Origin of the sequence: Halopseudomonas bauzanensis (genome assembly GCF_900114735.1) — a bacterium.
In the GTDB taxonomy this organism is placed as follows: domain Bacteria; phylum Pseudomonadota; class Gammaproteobacteria; order Pseudomonadales; family Pseudomonadaceae; genus Halopseudomonas; species Halopseudomonas bauzanensis.
Window position 1 is genome coordinate 146375 of the sequence record NZ_FOUA01000006.1, and the last position, 15804, is coordinate 162178.

Below are 15804 nucleotides of genomic sequence, written 5' to 3' on the forward strand. Positions count from 1 at the left end.
GTAGTCAGAAGGCAGCGGCGTAGAGATCGGGCTTGAAGCCGACCAGACGCTGTGAGCCGGTATCGAGTACCGGTCTTTTTATCATTGAGGGGTTGGCCTGCATGAGAGCGACGGCCTTGTTCTGGTCGATGTCCTGCTTGTCTGCGTCATCGAGCTTGCGGAAGGTCGTGCCCTGGCGGTTGAGAATTTTCTCCCAGCCATGTTCGGTGCACCAGGTGTGCAGCCGGTTAGCATCAATGCCTTCCTTCTTGTAGTCGTGAAACTGGTATTCGACGCCATGTTCGTCCAGCCAGGTGCGGGCTTTTTTCATGGTGTCACAGGCCTTGATGCCGTAGAGGGTGATCATGGTCAGAGGCTCCTGATAAAGGTACGAATGCGTTGCGCTGCTTCGATGCAGTCGCCGAGCGGTGCAACCAGCGCCAGGCGCACACGACCGGCGCCGGGGTTATGGCCCTCGACATCGCGTGACAGGTAGCGTCCCGGTACCACGGCCACGTTCTGATCGGCCAGCAGGCGGCGGGTGAAGGTTTCGTCATCGATGGGCGTGACGGGCCACAGATAGAAGCCGGCATCCGGACGCTGGACGTCCATGACATCACCGAGGATGTCCAGTACGGCATCGAACTTGGCCTGGTACAGGCTGCGGTTGGTCTGTACATGCGCTTCGTCTTGCCAGGCGGCGAGGCTGGCCAGTTGAGTCTGGACCGGCATGGCGCAGCCGTGATACGTGCGATAGGTCAGATAGGGTTCCAGCAGACGGGCGTCGCCGGCAATGAAGCCGGAGCGCAGACCGGGCAGGTTGGAGCGCTTGGACAGACTGTGAAACACCACGCAGCGGGAAAAGTCCGTGCGTCCCAGACTGGCACAGGCCTGCAGCAGGCCTACCGGAGCCGGTTGGGCCGGTGAGTAGATTTCGCTGTAGCACTCATCCGAGGCGATGACGAAGTCGTACTCGTCCGCCAGCGCGATGAGTTTCTGCAGGGTGTGCAGTGAGGTGACTGCGCCAGTGGGGTTGCCGGGGGAGCAGATGAACAGCAACTGGCAGCGCCGCCAGATATCTGCCGGCACCTTGTCGAAATCGGGGATGAACCCATTGCTGGCATCGCAAGCCAGATAATGTGGCTGTACGCCGGCCAGCAGCGCTGCGCCCTCGTAGATCTGATAGAAGGGGTTGGGGCTGACCACCAGACCTTGCGGGTCCCGCTGCACCACGGCCTGGGTAAAGGAGAACAGCGCCTCGCGGGTACCGGTGACCGGCAATACGTTCCGGTCGGCGTCGAGCATGCCGGTGGGCAGCTGGAAACGCTGGCTCAGCCAGTCAGCGATACCCTGGCGCAGCGCCGGCAGGCCTGCGGTCGAGGGGTAGATGGCCGCCTTGTCCAGGTGTGCCGCCATGGCGTCCAGCACGAAGGCCGGCGAAGCATGCTTGGGTTCGCCGATCGACAGGGATATCGGTGACAGCGCCGGGTTGGGGGTGATATCGGCGACCAGTGCCCGCAACTTTTCAAAGGGGTAGGGTTGCAGTTGCTGCAGGTCCTGGTTCATCCGGGGTCGATCCTCAAAACACGATTGAATGGGGTATGCCGTTATCCGACTGCTGGGTGTGGGGGCCGAGTGTACGGATGATGGTGCTCTGCAATCGCTCGCACAATTGCGGATCGGACAGTGGTTGATTGTCCGCATCGGTGATCACGAATACGTCGTCCACACGCTCACCCAGCGTGACGATGCGCGCATTTTGCACGCTGATGTCGAAATCGAGAAATATTTTTCCCATTCTGGCCAATAGGCCTGGTCTATCGGGCGCGCTCAATTCCAGCGTGGTGTGCTGTCCACTATGGTCAGTGAAGATGGTGACCTCGGGCTCGAAGGCGAAGTGCTTGAGCTGTCGCGGCACCCGGCGCTGGATGATGGCGGGGTAGGCGTCGGGGTCGGAAAGTGCCTCAAGCAGCCCGGCCTTGATCTCGCGGATGCGTTCGGGATGATCGCCGATCGGGCCGCCATCGGCGTCCAGCACAATATAGGTATCCAGGCTGAAGCGGTTGGTGGTGGTGATCACTCGGGCGTCCTGAATGCTCAGGTTGAGCTGGTCCATGGCCGCGGCAGTCACGGCGAATAGGTCGTGTTGCTCGGGCGTGTAGAGGAAAATCTGGGTGGCGCCCTCGAATTCGCGCTGGGCGGTTTCCTTGATCAGTACCAGCGGGCCGCGGTGCTCGGGATGTTGCACGATGGCTTCGGTATGCCAGGCGATATCGCTGGCGGTGTGGCGCAGGAAGTAATCGTCACCCAGTTGTGCCCAGAGCGCTTCGGCGTCCTCCTCGTCGATGCCGGTGCGTACCAGGATATCCATGGCGGCATGTTGAGTGTCGGCGATCAATTGCGCGCGGTTGGGTGGATTGTCCAGCCCGCGGCGCAGGGCGCGCTTGGTCTCGGTATACAACTGGCGCAGCAGCGAGGCCCGCCAGGAGTTCCACATATTGGGGTTGGTGGCGTTGATATCGGCGATGGTCAGCACATACAGGTAGTCCAGGCGCACCTGGTTGCCCAGCTGGACGGCGAAGTCGTGGATCACCTGGGGGTCGGAGATATCCTTGCGCTGGGCGGTGGTGGACATCAGCAGATGATGCTCCACCAGCCAACTGACCAGATGGGTATCCCAGGCGGGCAATTGATGACGCTGGCAGAACAGCGTAGCGTCGATCGAGCCCAGCTCGGAATGATCGCCGCCACGGCCCTTGGCGATGTCGTGGTACAACCCGGCCATGTACAGCAGGTCCGGCTTGGGCAGGCGGCAGAAGATCTTCCAGGCCAGCGGATACTTTTCCTGGTAATCGGGGCGGCCCAGCTTGCGCAGGTGCTTGATCAGGTTGAGCGTGTGGGCGTCTACGGTATAGATGTGGAACAGGTCATGCTGCATCTGCCCGACGATACGGCCGAATTCCGGCAGATAACGCCCGAGAATGCCGTAGCGATTCATGCGCCGCAGGTTGCGGTGCACGCCTTCGCGGCAGCGCAGCAGTTCGACGAACAGGCTGGTGTTGCGGATGTCGCTGCGAAAGTTGTCATCGATCAGATGGCGATGGTCACGCAGCAGGCGGATGCTGTCGGCGCGCACACCACGGATCTCCGGATGCTGGGCCATCAGCACGAAGATTTCCAGCAGCGCGAAGGGCGTGCGCTTGAATACCTGCGGATGCGTCACCTCGATGTAGTGATTGCGCACCTGGAAGCGGGAATTGAGCGGCTGGATTTCTGCCGACTCGGCATCGCGCAGCAGGATCTCCTCGAAATGCTGCATCAACAGGTCGTTGAGTTCCGACAGCGACATGACGATGCGGTAGTACTTCTGCATGAAGCGCTCGACCGCAAGCTTGGCGTCGTTGTCTTCAAAGCCGAACAGACGGGCGATGGCGCGCTGGTGATCAAACAGCAACCGGTCCTCGGCGCGGCCGGCCAGGGCATGCAGGGCAAAGCGTACCTGCCAGAGAAAGGTGCGACCGCCAGCGAGGATGTTGTACTCGGGCTCGTTCAGGAAGCCCTGCTCGACCAGTTCGCGCAGGTCGCTGGTGCCGAAGTGGCGCAGGGCGACCCAGCCGATGGTCTGGATATCACGCAGCCCGCCGGGTGAACTCTTGACGTTGGGTTCGAGGTTGTACTCGGTGTCATTGAACTTGGCGTGACGGGCATGTTGCTCGGCGCGCTTGGCACGGAAGAATTCGGCGCTGGTCCACATGTGCTGCGGCCCGACAGCGTCGAGCATGGCCTGGCGCAAGGCTTCGTCACCAACCAGTGTCCGTGATTCCATGAGGTTGGTGATCACGGTGACATCGGCGCGCGCCTCGTCCTGGCATTCGCTGATGGTCCGCACGCTCTGGCCAACTTCCAGGCCGATGTCCCAGAGTAGCGTGAGAAAGTGGCTGATAGCCTCGTTGTAGCGATCGCCGGTGCCATCGCGTAGCAGGATCAGCAGGTCGATGTCCGAATGGGGGTGTAATTCCCCGCGCCCGTAGCCGCCGCCGGCCAGCAAGGCGATATCGGCTTCGTCGGGGCAGCCGAGGGTAGTCCACGCCTGGCGCAGGATCTGATCGACCAGCCAGGCCCGATCGTGAATCAGCTTGTGAATGTCCCGGCCGCCCTCAAAACGTGCCTGCAGTACCTCGCGGGCATGGCGCAGGGCTTTCTTGAAAGCCGGAATCGGACTGCGCTTGAGGGCCAGGTCCGCCTGGAATTGGCCAGGGTCAAACAGTTCGTGATCCACAATGATTCCTCGGCAGAGTTGGCCTTTAGCGGAAGTCTTCTTCCTTGCGCAGAGTCAGCACCTCATAGCCATCGGCAGTGACCAGGATAGTGTGCTCCCACTGGGCAGAGAGTTTGCGATCCTTGGTGATGGCGGTCCAGCCATCGCCCAGCAGCCGAGTTTCGGCACGCCCCTGATTGAGCATGGGCTCGATGGTGAAGATCATGCCTTCCTTCAGCTCCAGTCCGGTGCCGGCCTTGCCGTAGTGCAGCACCTGGGGCTCTTCATGGAAGACCTTGCCGATGCCGTGGCCGCAATAGTCGCGCACCACGCTGTAACGGTTGGCATGGGCATGGTCCTGGATGATCTGGCCGATATCACCGAGGTGGGCGCCGGGGCGAACCACGGAGATACCCTTGTACAGGCACTCCTGGGTAACGCGGGACAGTCTGGTGACCCAGTCGGGCACCTCGCCAACATGGAACATCTTGCTGGTGTCACCGTGGTAGCCATCCTTGATCACAGTGATATCGATATTCATCGCGTCGCCATTCTTCAGCGGCTTGTCGTTGGGAATACCATGGCAGACCACGTGATTGAGCGAGGTGCAGATGGACTTGGGGAAGGGGATGCGACCGTGCCCGCCGCCGTAGTTCAGCGGCGCGGGAATGGCTTTCTGTTCATTGATGATGAAGTCGTGACAACGCTGGTTCAGCTCATCGGTGGTCACGCCCGGCTTGACGTATTCCCCGATCATTTCCAGCACTTCGGCGGCCAGTCGGCCGGCGACGCGCATGCCGGCGATGTCTTCGGGGGTCTTGATGGATACGCTCATGATTGGGGGAATTCTCTCGTCTTGCCACGCCGACTGGCGTGCGGAATGGATTGATTGGGCGTGAGTTTATCAGATAGAAAGGCTGCCCGGGGCAGGCGCCGTTCGGCACGCCAGCCTTTATTCGGCCCCCCACTCTATGGTATAAAGCGCCGCGCCTGAGAGAACCGCAGATTTTTACCTCAGGTATTTACTGAAACCGCACACGTATCGACACGTTGTCCTGGGTGCCCTTCGGGGTTGGATAGCGGGATGCGTGGAGGCCCAACCCGATCTATATATGGAGTTATCATGACCCAAGTTTCCATGCGTGACATGCTGAAGGCCGGTGCGCACTTTGGCCACCAGACCCGTTACTGGAACCCGAAAATGGGCAAGTTCATTTTCGGCGCTCGCAACAAGATTCACATCATCAACCTGGAAAAGACCATGCCGATGTTCCATGAAGCCCTGAGCTTCGTGGAGAAACTGGCCAGTGGCAAGAACAAGCTGCTGTTCGTCGGTACCAAGCGCGCTGCCAGCAAGATCATTGCTGAAGAAGCCACCCGCGCTGGCATGCCCTACGTTGATCATCGCTGGCTCGGCGGCATGCTGACCAACTACAAGACCATCCGTCAGTCCATCAAGCGTCTGCGTGACCTGGAAGTTCAGTCCCAGGACGGGACTTTCACCAAGCTGACCAAGAAAGAAGCCCTGATGCGCACCCGCGACCTGGAAAAGCTGGATCGCGGCCTGGGTGGTATCAAGGATATGGGCGGCCTGCCTGACGCTCTCTTCGTCATCGACGTCGAGCACGAGCGCATTGCTATCACCGAAGCCAACAAGCTGGGCATCCCGGTCATCGGCATCGTCGATACCAACAGCAGCCCCGAAGGCATCGACTACGTGATCCCCGGTAACGATGACGCCATCCGCGCCATCAAGCTGTACGCCGGCGCCATGGCTGATGCAGTACTGCGCGGCAAGAACAGCGGCGGTGTCGACGAGTTCGTCGAAGAAGCTGCTGCGGCTCCCGAGGCATCCGAAGGCTGAGCAGGAACCGGCGTGGTCTCAATGCCGTAACCAAGAAGGGGGCCTTGCCCCCTTTTTGCACTATGTTGAAATATCTTGAAAGCAACATGATGAGGCTACCCTGTGGTCCGGGTGGCTCCCAATCAAGCAAGCCAGAGGAATAATTCATGTCACAGATTACTGCAGCCATGGTCAAGGAACTGCGTGAGCGTACCGGCCAGGGCATGATGGATTGCAAAAAGGCGCTTGCCGCAGCGGATGGCGACATCGAGAAAGCCATCGACGATATGCGTGCTGCCGGTGCGATCAAGGCCGCCAAGAAAGCTGGCAACATTGCCGCTGAAGGCTCCATTGCTGTCAAGGTGGCGGACGACAACAAGTCAGCCATTATCATCGAAGTCAACTCCCAGACCGACTTCCTGGCGCTGCAAGACGACTTCAAGGGCTTCGTCAACGATAGCCTGGAGAAGGGTTTCGCTGCCGGTTACACCGACGCTGCTCCGCTGATCGCCGATCAGGAAACCGCCCGTGAGGCGCTGGTTGCCAAGTGTGGTGAGAACGTCAACATCCGTCGTCTGACCCGTGTTGAAGGCGACGTGGTGGGTGCCTACCTGCACGGTCATCGTATCGGTGTACTGGTTGTCCTGAAAGGCGGCGACGCCGAGCTGGCCCGTGACATCGCCATGCACGTGGCTGCCAGCAACCCGCAGCTGCTTGATCCTTCCCAGGTATCTCCTGAAGTGATCGAGAAGGAAAAGGAAATCTTCCTGAGCCTGAATGCTGACAAGATCGCCGGCAAGCCGGAGAACATTGTTGAGAATATGGTCAAAGGCCGGATCAACAAGTTCCTCGCCGAAGCCAGCCTGGTTGAGCAGGCCTTCGTCAAGGATCCGGAAATCAAGGTCGGCGAGCTGGCCAAGAAAGCCGGTGCTGAAATCGTTTCCTTCACCCGCTTTGAAGTGGGCGAGGGCATCGAGCGTGCCGAGGTTGACTTCGCTGCCGAAGTAGCTGCCCAGATTGCTGCCTCCAAGCAGTAATTGCGCGGCGTGACCAGCGCTCTGCAGACTCCCTGCGCGGAGTCTGCAACCAGAGTAGTATCGGAAGGCTTCCCGCGCAGGCGTGAAGCCTTCTTTTTAAGAAATACTGAACAAGTCGCCATCCTGATGGTCTGGGTGTGACTTGTTGAGTGTTTCACCAGCCACAGCAGGAGAGTGATGAATGGCCCAGGTACCTAGCAGCCGTCAGCCCAAGTACAAGCGAATCCTTCTCAAACTCAGCGGAGAGGCCCTGATGGGTACCGAAGACTTCGGTATCGATCCCAAGGTGCTGGACCGCATGGCGCTGGAAATCGGCCAACTGATTGGCATTGGTGTACAGGTGGGACTGGTGATCGGTGGCGGCAATCTGTTCCGCGGCGCCGCTCTCAGTGCCGCCGGCATGGACCGGGTTACCGGTGACCACATGGGCATGCTGGCCACCGTAATGAACGGTCTGGCCATGCGCGACTCCCTGGAGCGCTCCAATATCCAGACCCGGGTGATGTCAGCTATCACCATGGAAGGCGTCACCGAGCATTATGATCGACGCAAGGCCATGCGCTATCTGGCTGGTGGCGACGTGGTAATATTTTCCGCTGGTACCGGTAACCCCTTCTTCACCACCGACACTGCCGCCTGCCTGCGCGGTATCGAGGTGGATGCGGATGTGGTATTGAAGGCAACCAAGGTGGACGGCGTCTATAACCGCGATCCGATGAAGGATCCGAATGCCGAACGTTTCGACAAGCTCAGCTATGACCAGGTGCTGGACCTCAAGCTGGGTGTAATGGATCTGACAGCCATCTGTCTGATCCGCGATCACCAGATGCCCTTGCGGGTATTCAACATGAACAAGCCTGGCGCGCTGCTCAATGCAGTGGTAGGAAGCGCCGAGGGAACATTGATCGAGGGCTGAGTAATGATCAACGAAATCAAGCAAGAAGCGCAGGAACGTATGAAGAAGTCGGCCGAGTCGCTGGACGTCGCCTTCGCGAAGATCCGCACTGGTCGGGCACATCCGAGCATTCTCGACAGCGTTATGGTGTCCTACTACGGGTCCGACACGCCGCTGCGTCAGGTGGCCAACGTCACCGTCGAAGACTCGCGTACGCTGGCCCTGAGCGTATTCGACAAGAGCATGATCCAGGCCGTGGAAAAGGCCATCATGACTTCCGACCTGGGTCTGAACCCGGCTACTGCCGGCACCACCATCCGTGTGCCGATGCCTGCACTGACCGAGGAAACCCGCAAGGGTTATACCAAGCAGGCGCGCAGCGAAGCGGAGAACGCGCGGGTGGCGGTACGCAATATCCGTCGTGATGCGCTGGGTCAGCTGAAGGACCTGCAGAAGGAAAAGGAAATCAGCGAAGACGACGAGCGTCGTGCCGCAGATGAGGTGCAGAAACTCACCGACAAGTACATTGCCGAGATCGACAAGGCGCTGGAAGCCAAAGAAACGGACCTGATGGCCATCTGAGGCAGATCCCGCCCTGGCGGGTGCTGCCCAAGGGCGCGCCTGATCGGGGCAGGGGCACCAGGAGATGAATTTGTTCAGCACACCAGCAGACCCTGATCATGACTGATAATAAAGCTGCAACCGGGTCCGTCCCTCGCCATGTCGCCATCATCATGGATGGCAACAACCGCTGGGCACGCAAACGTTTCCTGCCCGGTGTGGCAGGGCACAAAGCGGGCGTGGATGCCGTCCGTGCGGTCATCGAGGTGTGCGCCCGGGAAGGGGTGGAAGTACTCACGCTGTTCGCCTTCTCCAGTGAGAACTGGGCCCGGCCGCAGGCTGAGGTCGGCGCCTTGATGGAGCTGTTCCTGCTGGCGCTGCACCGGGAAGTGCGCAAGCTGCGGGATAACGACATCCGTCTGAGCATCATTGGTGAGCGCAGCCGCTTTACGCCAAAGTTGCAGCAGGCGATGGCGGATGCCGAGGCCTACACTGCTGAATGTCGTGGTCTGCGACTGCTGGTGGCAGCCAATTACGGCGGGCAATGGGATATCACCCAGGCGGCCCGTTCGCTGGCGCGCGATGCCGCAGCGGGCATTCTGGACGCTGATACCATCGAAGCGGATGATCTTGCAGCCCGGCTCAGTACTGCCGGTCTGCCGCTGCCCGATCTGTGTATTCGCACCGGCGGCGAGCGGCGTATCAGCAACTTCGTGCTGTGGCAGATGGCCTATGCCGAACTCTATTTTTCCGATCTCTTCTGGCCTGATTTCAAACACGATGCCATGCGCGAGGCACTGGCGGATTTTGCTCGCCGGCAGCGGCGCTTTGGCAAGACCAGCGAACAAGTGGCAGCGGAGTCCTGATGCTCAAGCAACGCATTCTCACCGGCGTGATTCTAGCGCCCCTGGTCATCGCCGGCTTTGTGCTGCTCGACCATCTCTGGTTTGCCGTGATGATCGGCTTCATTGTTACTCTGGGAGCCTGGGAGTGGGCCCGGCTTGCCGGTGAGGTCTCGCAGAAAGGGCGGGTAATCTATGCTCTGGCGGTGGCGCTGATGCTGGTCGGCCTGTATCGCGATGCCTGGGCACCGCATTTTCTGCTGGCGCCGGCACTGGGCTGGTGGCTGCTGGCGACCAGTATGATCATACGCTACCCCAACGGTCGCGGACTCTGGACCGGCTCACTGATTGCGCAGCTGTTCGGTTTGCTGATATTGCTGCCGGCGTGGTACGGACTGGTCTGGCTGCGTGCGCTGGACGGCGGGCTGTGGCTGATACTGGCTGTGGTGGTGATGGTCTGGGCGGCGGATATCGGCGCTTATTTTGCCGGCAAGACCTTCGGCCGCAACAAGCTGCTGCCGCGGGTCAGCCCCGGCAAGACTATCGAGGGTCTGCTCGGTGGTGTGCTGTTGACCCAGCTGCTCGCCGTGGCGGCGATGCTCTATCTCGGCTGGTCCATGCAATCTATCCTGATCGGTATGGTCGGTACCCTGGTAGTCGTCCTGTTTTCGGTCGTGGGTGATCTGACCGAAAGCCTGTTCAAGCGCGAGCAGGGGCTGAAAGACAGCAGCAACCTGTTGCCCGGGCATGGAGGTGTGATGGACCGCATCGACAGCCTGACGGCGGCGGTACCGGTTTTCTCCCTGGGCTGGTATTTGTTCGGGAGTCTGCTGGGTTGAGTCACGAATGGATTACAGTGTTGGGTGCGACCGGCTCGATCGGCGTCAGCACTCTGGATGTGCTGGCCCGGCACGTTGACCGCTACAGTGTTTTTGCTCTGACCGGGCACAGCCGCATGGCTGTGCTGGAGGCGCAGTGTCAACAGCACCGGCCGGTGTTCGCTGTGGTGGCGGACGCGGCCCAGGCAGCTGAACTGCAGCCGCGTCTGGCGGCGGCCGGTGTGCCGACCCGGGTGCTGCATGGGTCCGAGGCGCTGGCCGACGTGGCAGCCGATCAGCGTGTCCAGGTGGTCATGGCGGCCATTGTGGGCGCGGCCGGACTGGCCCCGACGCTGGCGGCGGTACGTGCCGGCAAGCGCGTATTGCTGGCCAATAAGGAAGCACTGGTCATGTCTGGCGCCCTGTTCATGCAGGCGGTGAGCCAGTCCGGCGCGCAGCTGCTGCCGATCGACAGCGAGCACAACGCCATCTTTCAGTGCATGCCGCAGAACTACGGCGCCGGCCTCGGCAAGGTAGGCGTGCGGCGTATTCTGCTCACCGCTTCTGGCGGACCCTTCCGCGATTATGCGCTGGAAGACCTGGCCGGGGTAACACCAGCACAGGCCTGCGCGCACCCCAACTGGTCGATGGGACAGAAAATCTCTGTGGACTCGGCCAGCATGATGAACAAGGGCCTGGAGTTGATCGAGGCCTGCTGGCTGTTCGATGCGCGACCCGAGCAGGTCGAGGTGGTGGTGCACCCACAGAGCGTGGTGCATTCGCTGGTCGATTACGTCGATGGGTCGGTGCTGGCGCAGCTGGGCAATCCCGATATGCGTACCCCCATCGCCCACGCACTGGCGTGGCCGGAGCGGATCGATTCCGGGGTCAGTGCGCTCGACCTGCTGCGGACCGCGCGGTTGGACTTCCAGGCCCCTGATCCGCTGCGTTTCCCCTGTCTGTCCTTGGCTCGGCAGGCTTTTGACGCTGGCGGCACCGCCTGCGCCATCCTCAACGCCGCCAACGAGGTGGCCGTGCAGGCCTTTCTCGGTGGACGCATTGGTTTCACCGACATCCCTGTTATTATCGAGCACACATTGAACTGCCTTCCGCCCGAGCGGGTCGAAGAGCTGCCACAGGTCATGCTGGCTGATCAGCAGGCCCGTGAACAGGCGGAAACATGGCTGGTCAAGCGGGTCTGAGTATGAGACTCAGACCGGTCCCCGAATGAGGCGCTGAATGGATCTTTTGTTTACTCTGCTGGCCACCATCGTGGCATTGGGGCTGCTGGTCACCATTCACGAATACGGCCATTTCTGGGTCGCGCGTCGGTGCGGCGTCAAAGTGCTGCGCTTTTCCATCGGCTTCGGGCCAGCTTTGTATAGCTGGCATGATCGCCAAGGCACCGAGTATGTGATTGCCGGCATCCCGTTGGGCGGCTACGTCAAGATGCTCGATGAGCGCGAGAGTCCGGTGCCGGAGCAGGAACTGGATCAAGCGTTCAACCGCAAGAGCGTCAAGCAGCGCATTGCCATCGTCGCTGCCGGCCCGTTGGCCAACTTCCTGCTGGCTATCCTGGCATTCTGGATCATTGCGGTGCTGGGTATCACCACGGTCGCGCCGGTAACCGGCCCGGTCGAGCCCGGCAGTATCGCCGAGCGCGCCGGTATGCGCGAAGGGCTGGAGATCCTCGAGATTGACGGTACCGCGACGCCCACCTGGCATGAAGTCAATCTGCAGCTGATCCGCCGCCTTGGCGAAACGGGACAGCTGCAGCTGCTGGCGCGGGAAGGTGAGGGCGGCGCGCCGCAGAGTTATACCCTGCAGTTGCAGAGCTGGCTGCGCGGGGCCGAACAGCCGGACCCGGTAGCGGCGCTGGGTCTGACCAGCTGGAAGCCGGCGGTGCCACCGCTGATCGGGCAGATCAGTCCGGATGGCGCGGCCGCGGCGGCTGGACTGCAAGCGGGCGATCTGATCGTGGCGATCGATGGCGAGCCGGTCAGCGACTGGCTGGTGGACGTGGTGCCGGCTATTCAGGCCAGCGCCGGTCAGACACTGGAATTGACCGTGGAGCGTGAGGGAGGCATCCGCACGTTGGCCCTGACTCCCGCGGCCCGTGAGCAGGATGGCCGGCTGATCGGTTTCATCGGTGCCGGTATCGAAGCCTTCGAATGGCCCGAGCACATGATGCGCAGCATCAGCCACAATCCGCTGACGGCGATCCCGGTGGCAGTGATGAAAACCTGGGACATGACCGCGCTGACCCTCGATTCGCTGAAAAAGATGGTCACCGGGCTGGTCTCGGCAAAAAACTTGAGCGGCCCGATAACCATTGCTAAAGTGGCGGGCGCCTCGGCCAAGTCTGGAGTCGAAAGCTTTCTCGGTTTCATTGCCTATCTGAGCATCAGTCTGGGGGTGTTGAATCTGCTGCCCATTCCGGTGCTCGACGGTGGTCATCTGGTGTATTACGTGGCCGAGTGGATTAGAGGAAAGCCCCTTTCCGAGCGTATCCAGGGGTGGGGATTGCAGATAGGATTGACCATGATTGTCGGCGTGATGTTATTCGCCATCTACAACGATATAAGCCGGTTGGGCAGCTGAGCGGCATAGAGATACGGAAGCGGGAATGTCCTGGTGACACCCGCTCCAATACCCGAGCTGTCGCATGCGGCAGATAAGAATTAACCAGTCAGCCAGAACGGATTTCATGAAACGTTACCTATTGCCTGCGCTATTGCTGATACTCCTGGCGCCGGGAGTTTATGCCGATGCCTTCCAGATCTCCGACATACGCGTCAATGGATTGCAACGTGTTTCCGCTGGCAGTGTGTTCAGTGCCTTGCCTCTCAACATCGGCGACGATGTGGATGATCAGTCGCTGGTCGATGCTACCCGTTCCCTGTTTCGTACCGGCTTCTTCCAGGATATCCAGCTGGGTCGAGAAGGTGATGTGCTGGTCATCAATGTAGTTGAGCGGCCATCCATTGCTTCCATCGAACTGGAAGGTAACAAGGCGATCAAGTCCGAGGACCTGCTCGACGGCCTGCGCATGGCCGGCCTGGCTGAGGGGGAGATCTTCCAGCAGGCGACGCTGGAAGGCGTACGCAACGAATTGCTGCGCCAGTATGTAGCCCAGGGCCGCTATTCCGCCGATATCGATGCCCAGGTGATTACCGAGCCGCGCAACCGGGTGGCGCTGAAAATCGTCGTGGATGAAGGCTCGGTCGCCTCCATCAAGCACGTCAATGTGGTCGGCAACTCGGTGTTTTCCGACGAAGAGCTGATTCCGCTGTTCGAACTCAAGACCACCGGCTGGCTGTCCTTCATCCGTAACGATGACAAGTATTCCCGTGAAAAACTGTCCGGCGACCTGGAGCGGCTGCGCTCCTGGTACCTGGACCGCGGCTATATCAATATGGATATCACCTCCACCCAAGTATCCATCACCCCGGACAAGAAGCACGTCTATGTCACCGTCAACGTCAACGAAGGCGAGCTGTATACCGTCAATGACGTGAAGCTGTCGGGCGACCTGGTGGTGCCCGAGGCGGACGTTCGCCGCCTGCTGCTGGTCGAGCCGGGCCAGGTGTTCTCGCGCCAGGTAATGACAGCGACCTCGGACCTGATCGGTCGCCGCCTGGGTAACGAGGGTTACACCTTCGCCAACGTCAACGGTATTCCCCAGGTCAACGAGGAAGATCGCACCGTCGATGTAACCTTCGTTGTCGATCCTGGACAGCGTGCCTATGTCAACCGCATCAACTTCCGTGGCAACACCAAGACCGATGACGAAGTGCTGCGTCGCGAGATGCGCCAGATGGAAGGTGGTTGGGCATCAACCTACCTGATCGACCAATCCAAGGTGCGTCTCGAGCGCCTGGGCTTCTTCAAGGAAGTGAACGTTGAAACCGTGCCGGTTCCCGGCGCTGACGACCTGATTGACGTCAACTACACCGTGGAAGAGCAGCCCTCCGGCTCGGTGACCGCCAGCCTCGGTTTTGCCCAGGGCACCGGCCTGATTCTCGGTGGCTCGATCAGCCAGAACAACTTCTTCGGTACCGGTAACCGCGTTAGCTTCAGCGCCAACCGCTCGGCCTACCAGACCGCGCTGTCGTTCGGTTTCCTCAACCCCTATTTCACCGCCGATGGTGTCAGCCTGGGCTACAATGCCTTCTACCGCACTACCGATTACGATGAGCTGGATGTGGATATCTCCAGCTACTCGGTCGACTCCTATGGTGCCGGCTTCAATATCGGTTATCCGATCAGCGATACTTCGCGTCTGTCCTTCGGTCTGTCATTGCAAGAAGACAAGATCAAGGAAGGGGTCTACACCGTGCAGGAGATCGGTGAGTTCCTCGATGCCGAAGGCGACAACTTCTTCAGCGTCAAGGCCAATATCGGCTGGTCGCAATCCACGCTCAACCGGGGTGTGTTCCCGGATCGCGGTTACTCGCAGAGTCTGGGGCTGGAAACCACCATGCCGGGCAGCGACCTGTATTTCTACAAGATTGGCTACCGCGGCCAGCGGTTCTTCCCGATCACCCAGGATTGGACCCTGCGTCTGCATACTGACAGCGGTTTCGCCCGGCGTTTCGGTTCGACCAAGCAGGTGCCGTTCTACGAGCACTACTTTGCCGGCGGTATCGGCTCGGTGCGCGGGTTCGAAGACAGTACCCTGGGTCCCAAGAGCACCCCCCACCCGGATGACCCGGATCGCGACGAGTTACCCTTCGGTGGTAACGTCAAGATCACCGGTGGTGCCGAGCTGATTTTCCCCGCGCCCTTCGTCCAGGACCAACGCTCGCTGCGCACAGTGCTGTTCCTTGATGCCGGTAACGTCTTCAACACCTATTGCAGCAGTTGCCCTGATGTGGCCGCTAGCGAAATCCGTTACAGTGTCGGCGTTGGCTTGTCGTGGTTGACTGCCCTGGGTCCGCTGGGCTTCAGCCTTGGTGTGCCGCTGAACGACGAGTCTGACGATGATCGGCAGGTCTTCCAGTTCACCCTGGGTCAGACGTTCTGAAACCGGGTACCCCATTTTTCATCAGGAGTGTCACAGAGTGCGCAAGTTTATTTCCGTAGCAATATTGTCCGTGTTTGCGCTGGCCAGTTTCCCGGCTGCCGCGCAGATGAAAATCGCTGTGCTGGACTATCAGATGGCCTTGCTTGAGTCGGACGCAGCCAAGCGCTATTCCGTGGACGCAGAAAAGAAGTTCGGTAGCCAGTTGCAGCGTCTGAAGAACCTCGAATCTGAAGCCAAGCGTCTGCAGGATCGCATGCAGCGTGACGGTGAGAAGCTGGGGCAGACCGAGGTGGAGAAAATCGAACTGGAGTTTCGCCAGAAGGCCCGTGAGTTCCAGGTCCAGTCCAAGGAGCTGAACGATGCCAAGGCCCAGTCCGACCGCGAGATGCTGGAGCAGCTCAAGCCGAAGCTGGACAAGGCAGTGGAAAGTGTCCTGCAGGCCGGTGCCTATGATCTGGTCATTGATCGCAGCGCAGTAGTGGACGTGAAACCGGAATTCGATATTACCCGTCAGGTCATCGAGCGCCTGAATAGCGCGCGCTGAT

At 60.2% G+C, this 15804-nt stretch carries 14 protein-coding genes; 10 read left to right on the top strand and 4 right to left on the bottom strand.

From position 1 onward, the window contains the following. Positions 1 to 4 precede the first annotated feature (4 nt). The 4 genes from BM267_RS13525 to map are packed head-to-tail and all read right to left on the bottom strand — an operon-like array spanning position 5 to position 5072. Positions 5 to 346, bottom strand: a complete 342-nt coding sequence (locus BM267_RS13525) for an ArsC family reductase (protein WP_074780878.1) — start codon at positions 344 to 346, stop codon at positions 5 to 7. A 2-nt stretch (positions 347 to 348) separates the two neighbouring features. Beyond that, positions 349 to 1545: a succinyldiaminopimelate transaminase gene (gene dapC / locus BM267_RS13530; RefSeq protein WP_074780875.1), complete on the bottom strand. Its 1197-nt coding sequence runs from the start codon at positions 1543 to 1545 to the stop codon at positions 349 to 351. 13 nt (positions 1546 to 1558) lie between these two features. Next, entirely contained in the window at positions 1559 to 4258 is a 2700-nt protein-coding gene (locus BM267_RS13535; RefSeq protein ID WP_235818284.1) for a [protein-PII] uridylyltransferase, read from the bottom strand. A gap of 25 nt (positions 4259 to 4283) precedes the next feature. Next, a complete protein-coding gene (gene map / locus BM267_RS13540) occupies positions 4284 to 5072 on the bottom strand; it encodes a type I methionyl aminopeptidase (protein ID WP_074780869.1) in 789 nt (262 codons plus the stop codon). Between the two features lie 288 nt (positions 5073 to 5360). Here map and rpsB point away from each other — a divergent pair, with 288 nt between their 5' ends. The 10 genes from rpsB to BM267_RS13590 all read left to right on the top strand — a co-directional run bounded on the left by rpsB (position 5361) and on the right by BM267_RS13590 (position 15803). Next, positions 5361 to 6101 carry a 30S ribosomal protein S2 gene (gene rpsB, locus BM267_RS13545; protein ID WP_074780867.1) on the top strand — a complete coding sequence of 247 codons (741 nt, stop codon included), beginning with the start codon at positions 5361 to 5363 and terminating at the stop codon, positions 6099 to 6101. 146 nt (positions 6102 to 6247) lie between these two features. Beyond that, positions 6248 to 7117, top strand: coding sequence for a translation elongation factor Ts (tsf, locus tag BM267_RS13550; protein WP_036990882.1), 870 nt, complete (start codon positions 6248 to 6250; stop codon positions 7115 to 7117). 181 nt (positions 7118 to 7298) lie between these two features. Next, positions 7299 to 8033 carry a UMP kinase gene (gene pyrH, locus BM267_RS13555; RefSeq protein ID WP_036990880.1) on the top strand — a complete coding sequence of 245 codons (735 nt, stop codon included), beginning with the start codon at positions 7299 to 7301 and terminating at the stop codon, positions 8031 to 8033. 3 nt (positions 8034 to 8036) lie between these two features. Continuing rightward, on the top strand, positions 8037 to 8594 hold the full coding sequence (gene frr / locus BM267_RS13560) for a ribosome recycling factor (RefSeq protein ID WP_036990877.1): 558 nt from the start codon (positions 8037 to 8039) through the stop codon (positions 8592 to 8594). 98 nt (positions 8595 to 8692) lie between these two features. Next, complete coding sequence (uppS, locus tag BM267_RS13565) at positions 8693 to 9439, top strand: polyprenyl diphosphate synthase (protein WP_074780863.1); 747 nt, start codon at positions 8693 to 8695, stop codon at positions 9437 to 9439. Further along, entirely contained in the window at positions 9439 to 10254 is an 816-nt protein-coding gene (locus tag BM267_RS13570) for a phosphatidate cytidylyltransferase (protein ID WP_074780860.1), read from the top strand. Before uppS ends, BM267_RS13570 begins: the two co-directional genes overlap by 1 nt. Further along, on the top strand, positions 10251 to 11435 hold the full coding sequence (gene ispC / locus BM267_RS13575; RefSeq protein ID WP_036990870.1) for a 1-deoxy-D-xylulose-5-phosphate reductoisomerase: 1185 nt from the start codon (positions 10251 to 10253) through the stop codon (positions 11433 to 11435). The genes BM267_RS13570 and ispC overlap by 4 nt, the downstream gene beginning before the upstream one ends. Positions 11436 to 11472: 37 nt before the next feature. Further along, positions 11473 to 12834, top strand: coding sequence for a sigma E protease regulator RseP (rseP, locus tag BM267_RS13580; RefSeq protein ID WP_036990867.1), 1362 nt, complete (start codon positions 11473 to 11475; stop codon positions 12832 to 12834). A 106-nt stretch (positions 12835 to 12940) separates the two neighbouring features. Next, positions 12941 to 15259: an outer membrane protein assembly factor BamA gene (gene bamA, locus BM267_RS13585; RefSeq protein ID WP_074780858.1), complete on the top strand. Its 2319-nt coding sequence runs from the start codon at positions 12941 to 12943 to the stop codon at positions 15257 to 15259. Positions 15260 to 15296: 37 nt separating this feature from the next. Next, entirely contained in the window at positions 15297 to 15803 is a 507-nt protein-coding gene (locus BM267_RS13590) for an OmpH/Skp family outer membrane protein (RefSeq protein ID WP_074780855.1), read from the top strand. Position 15804: the final 1 nt, after the last annotated feature.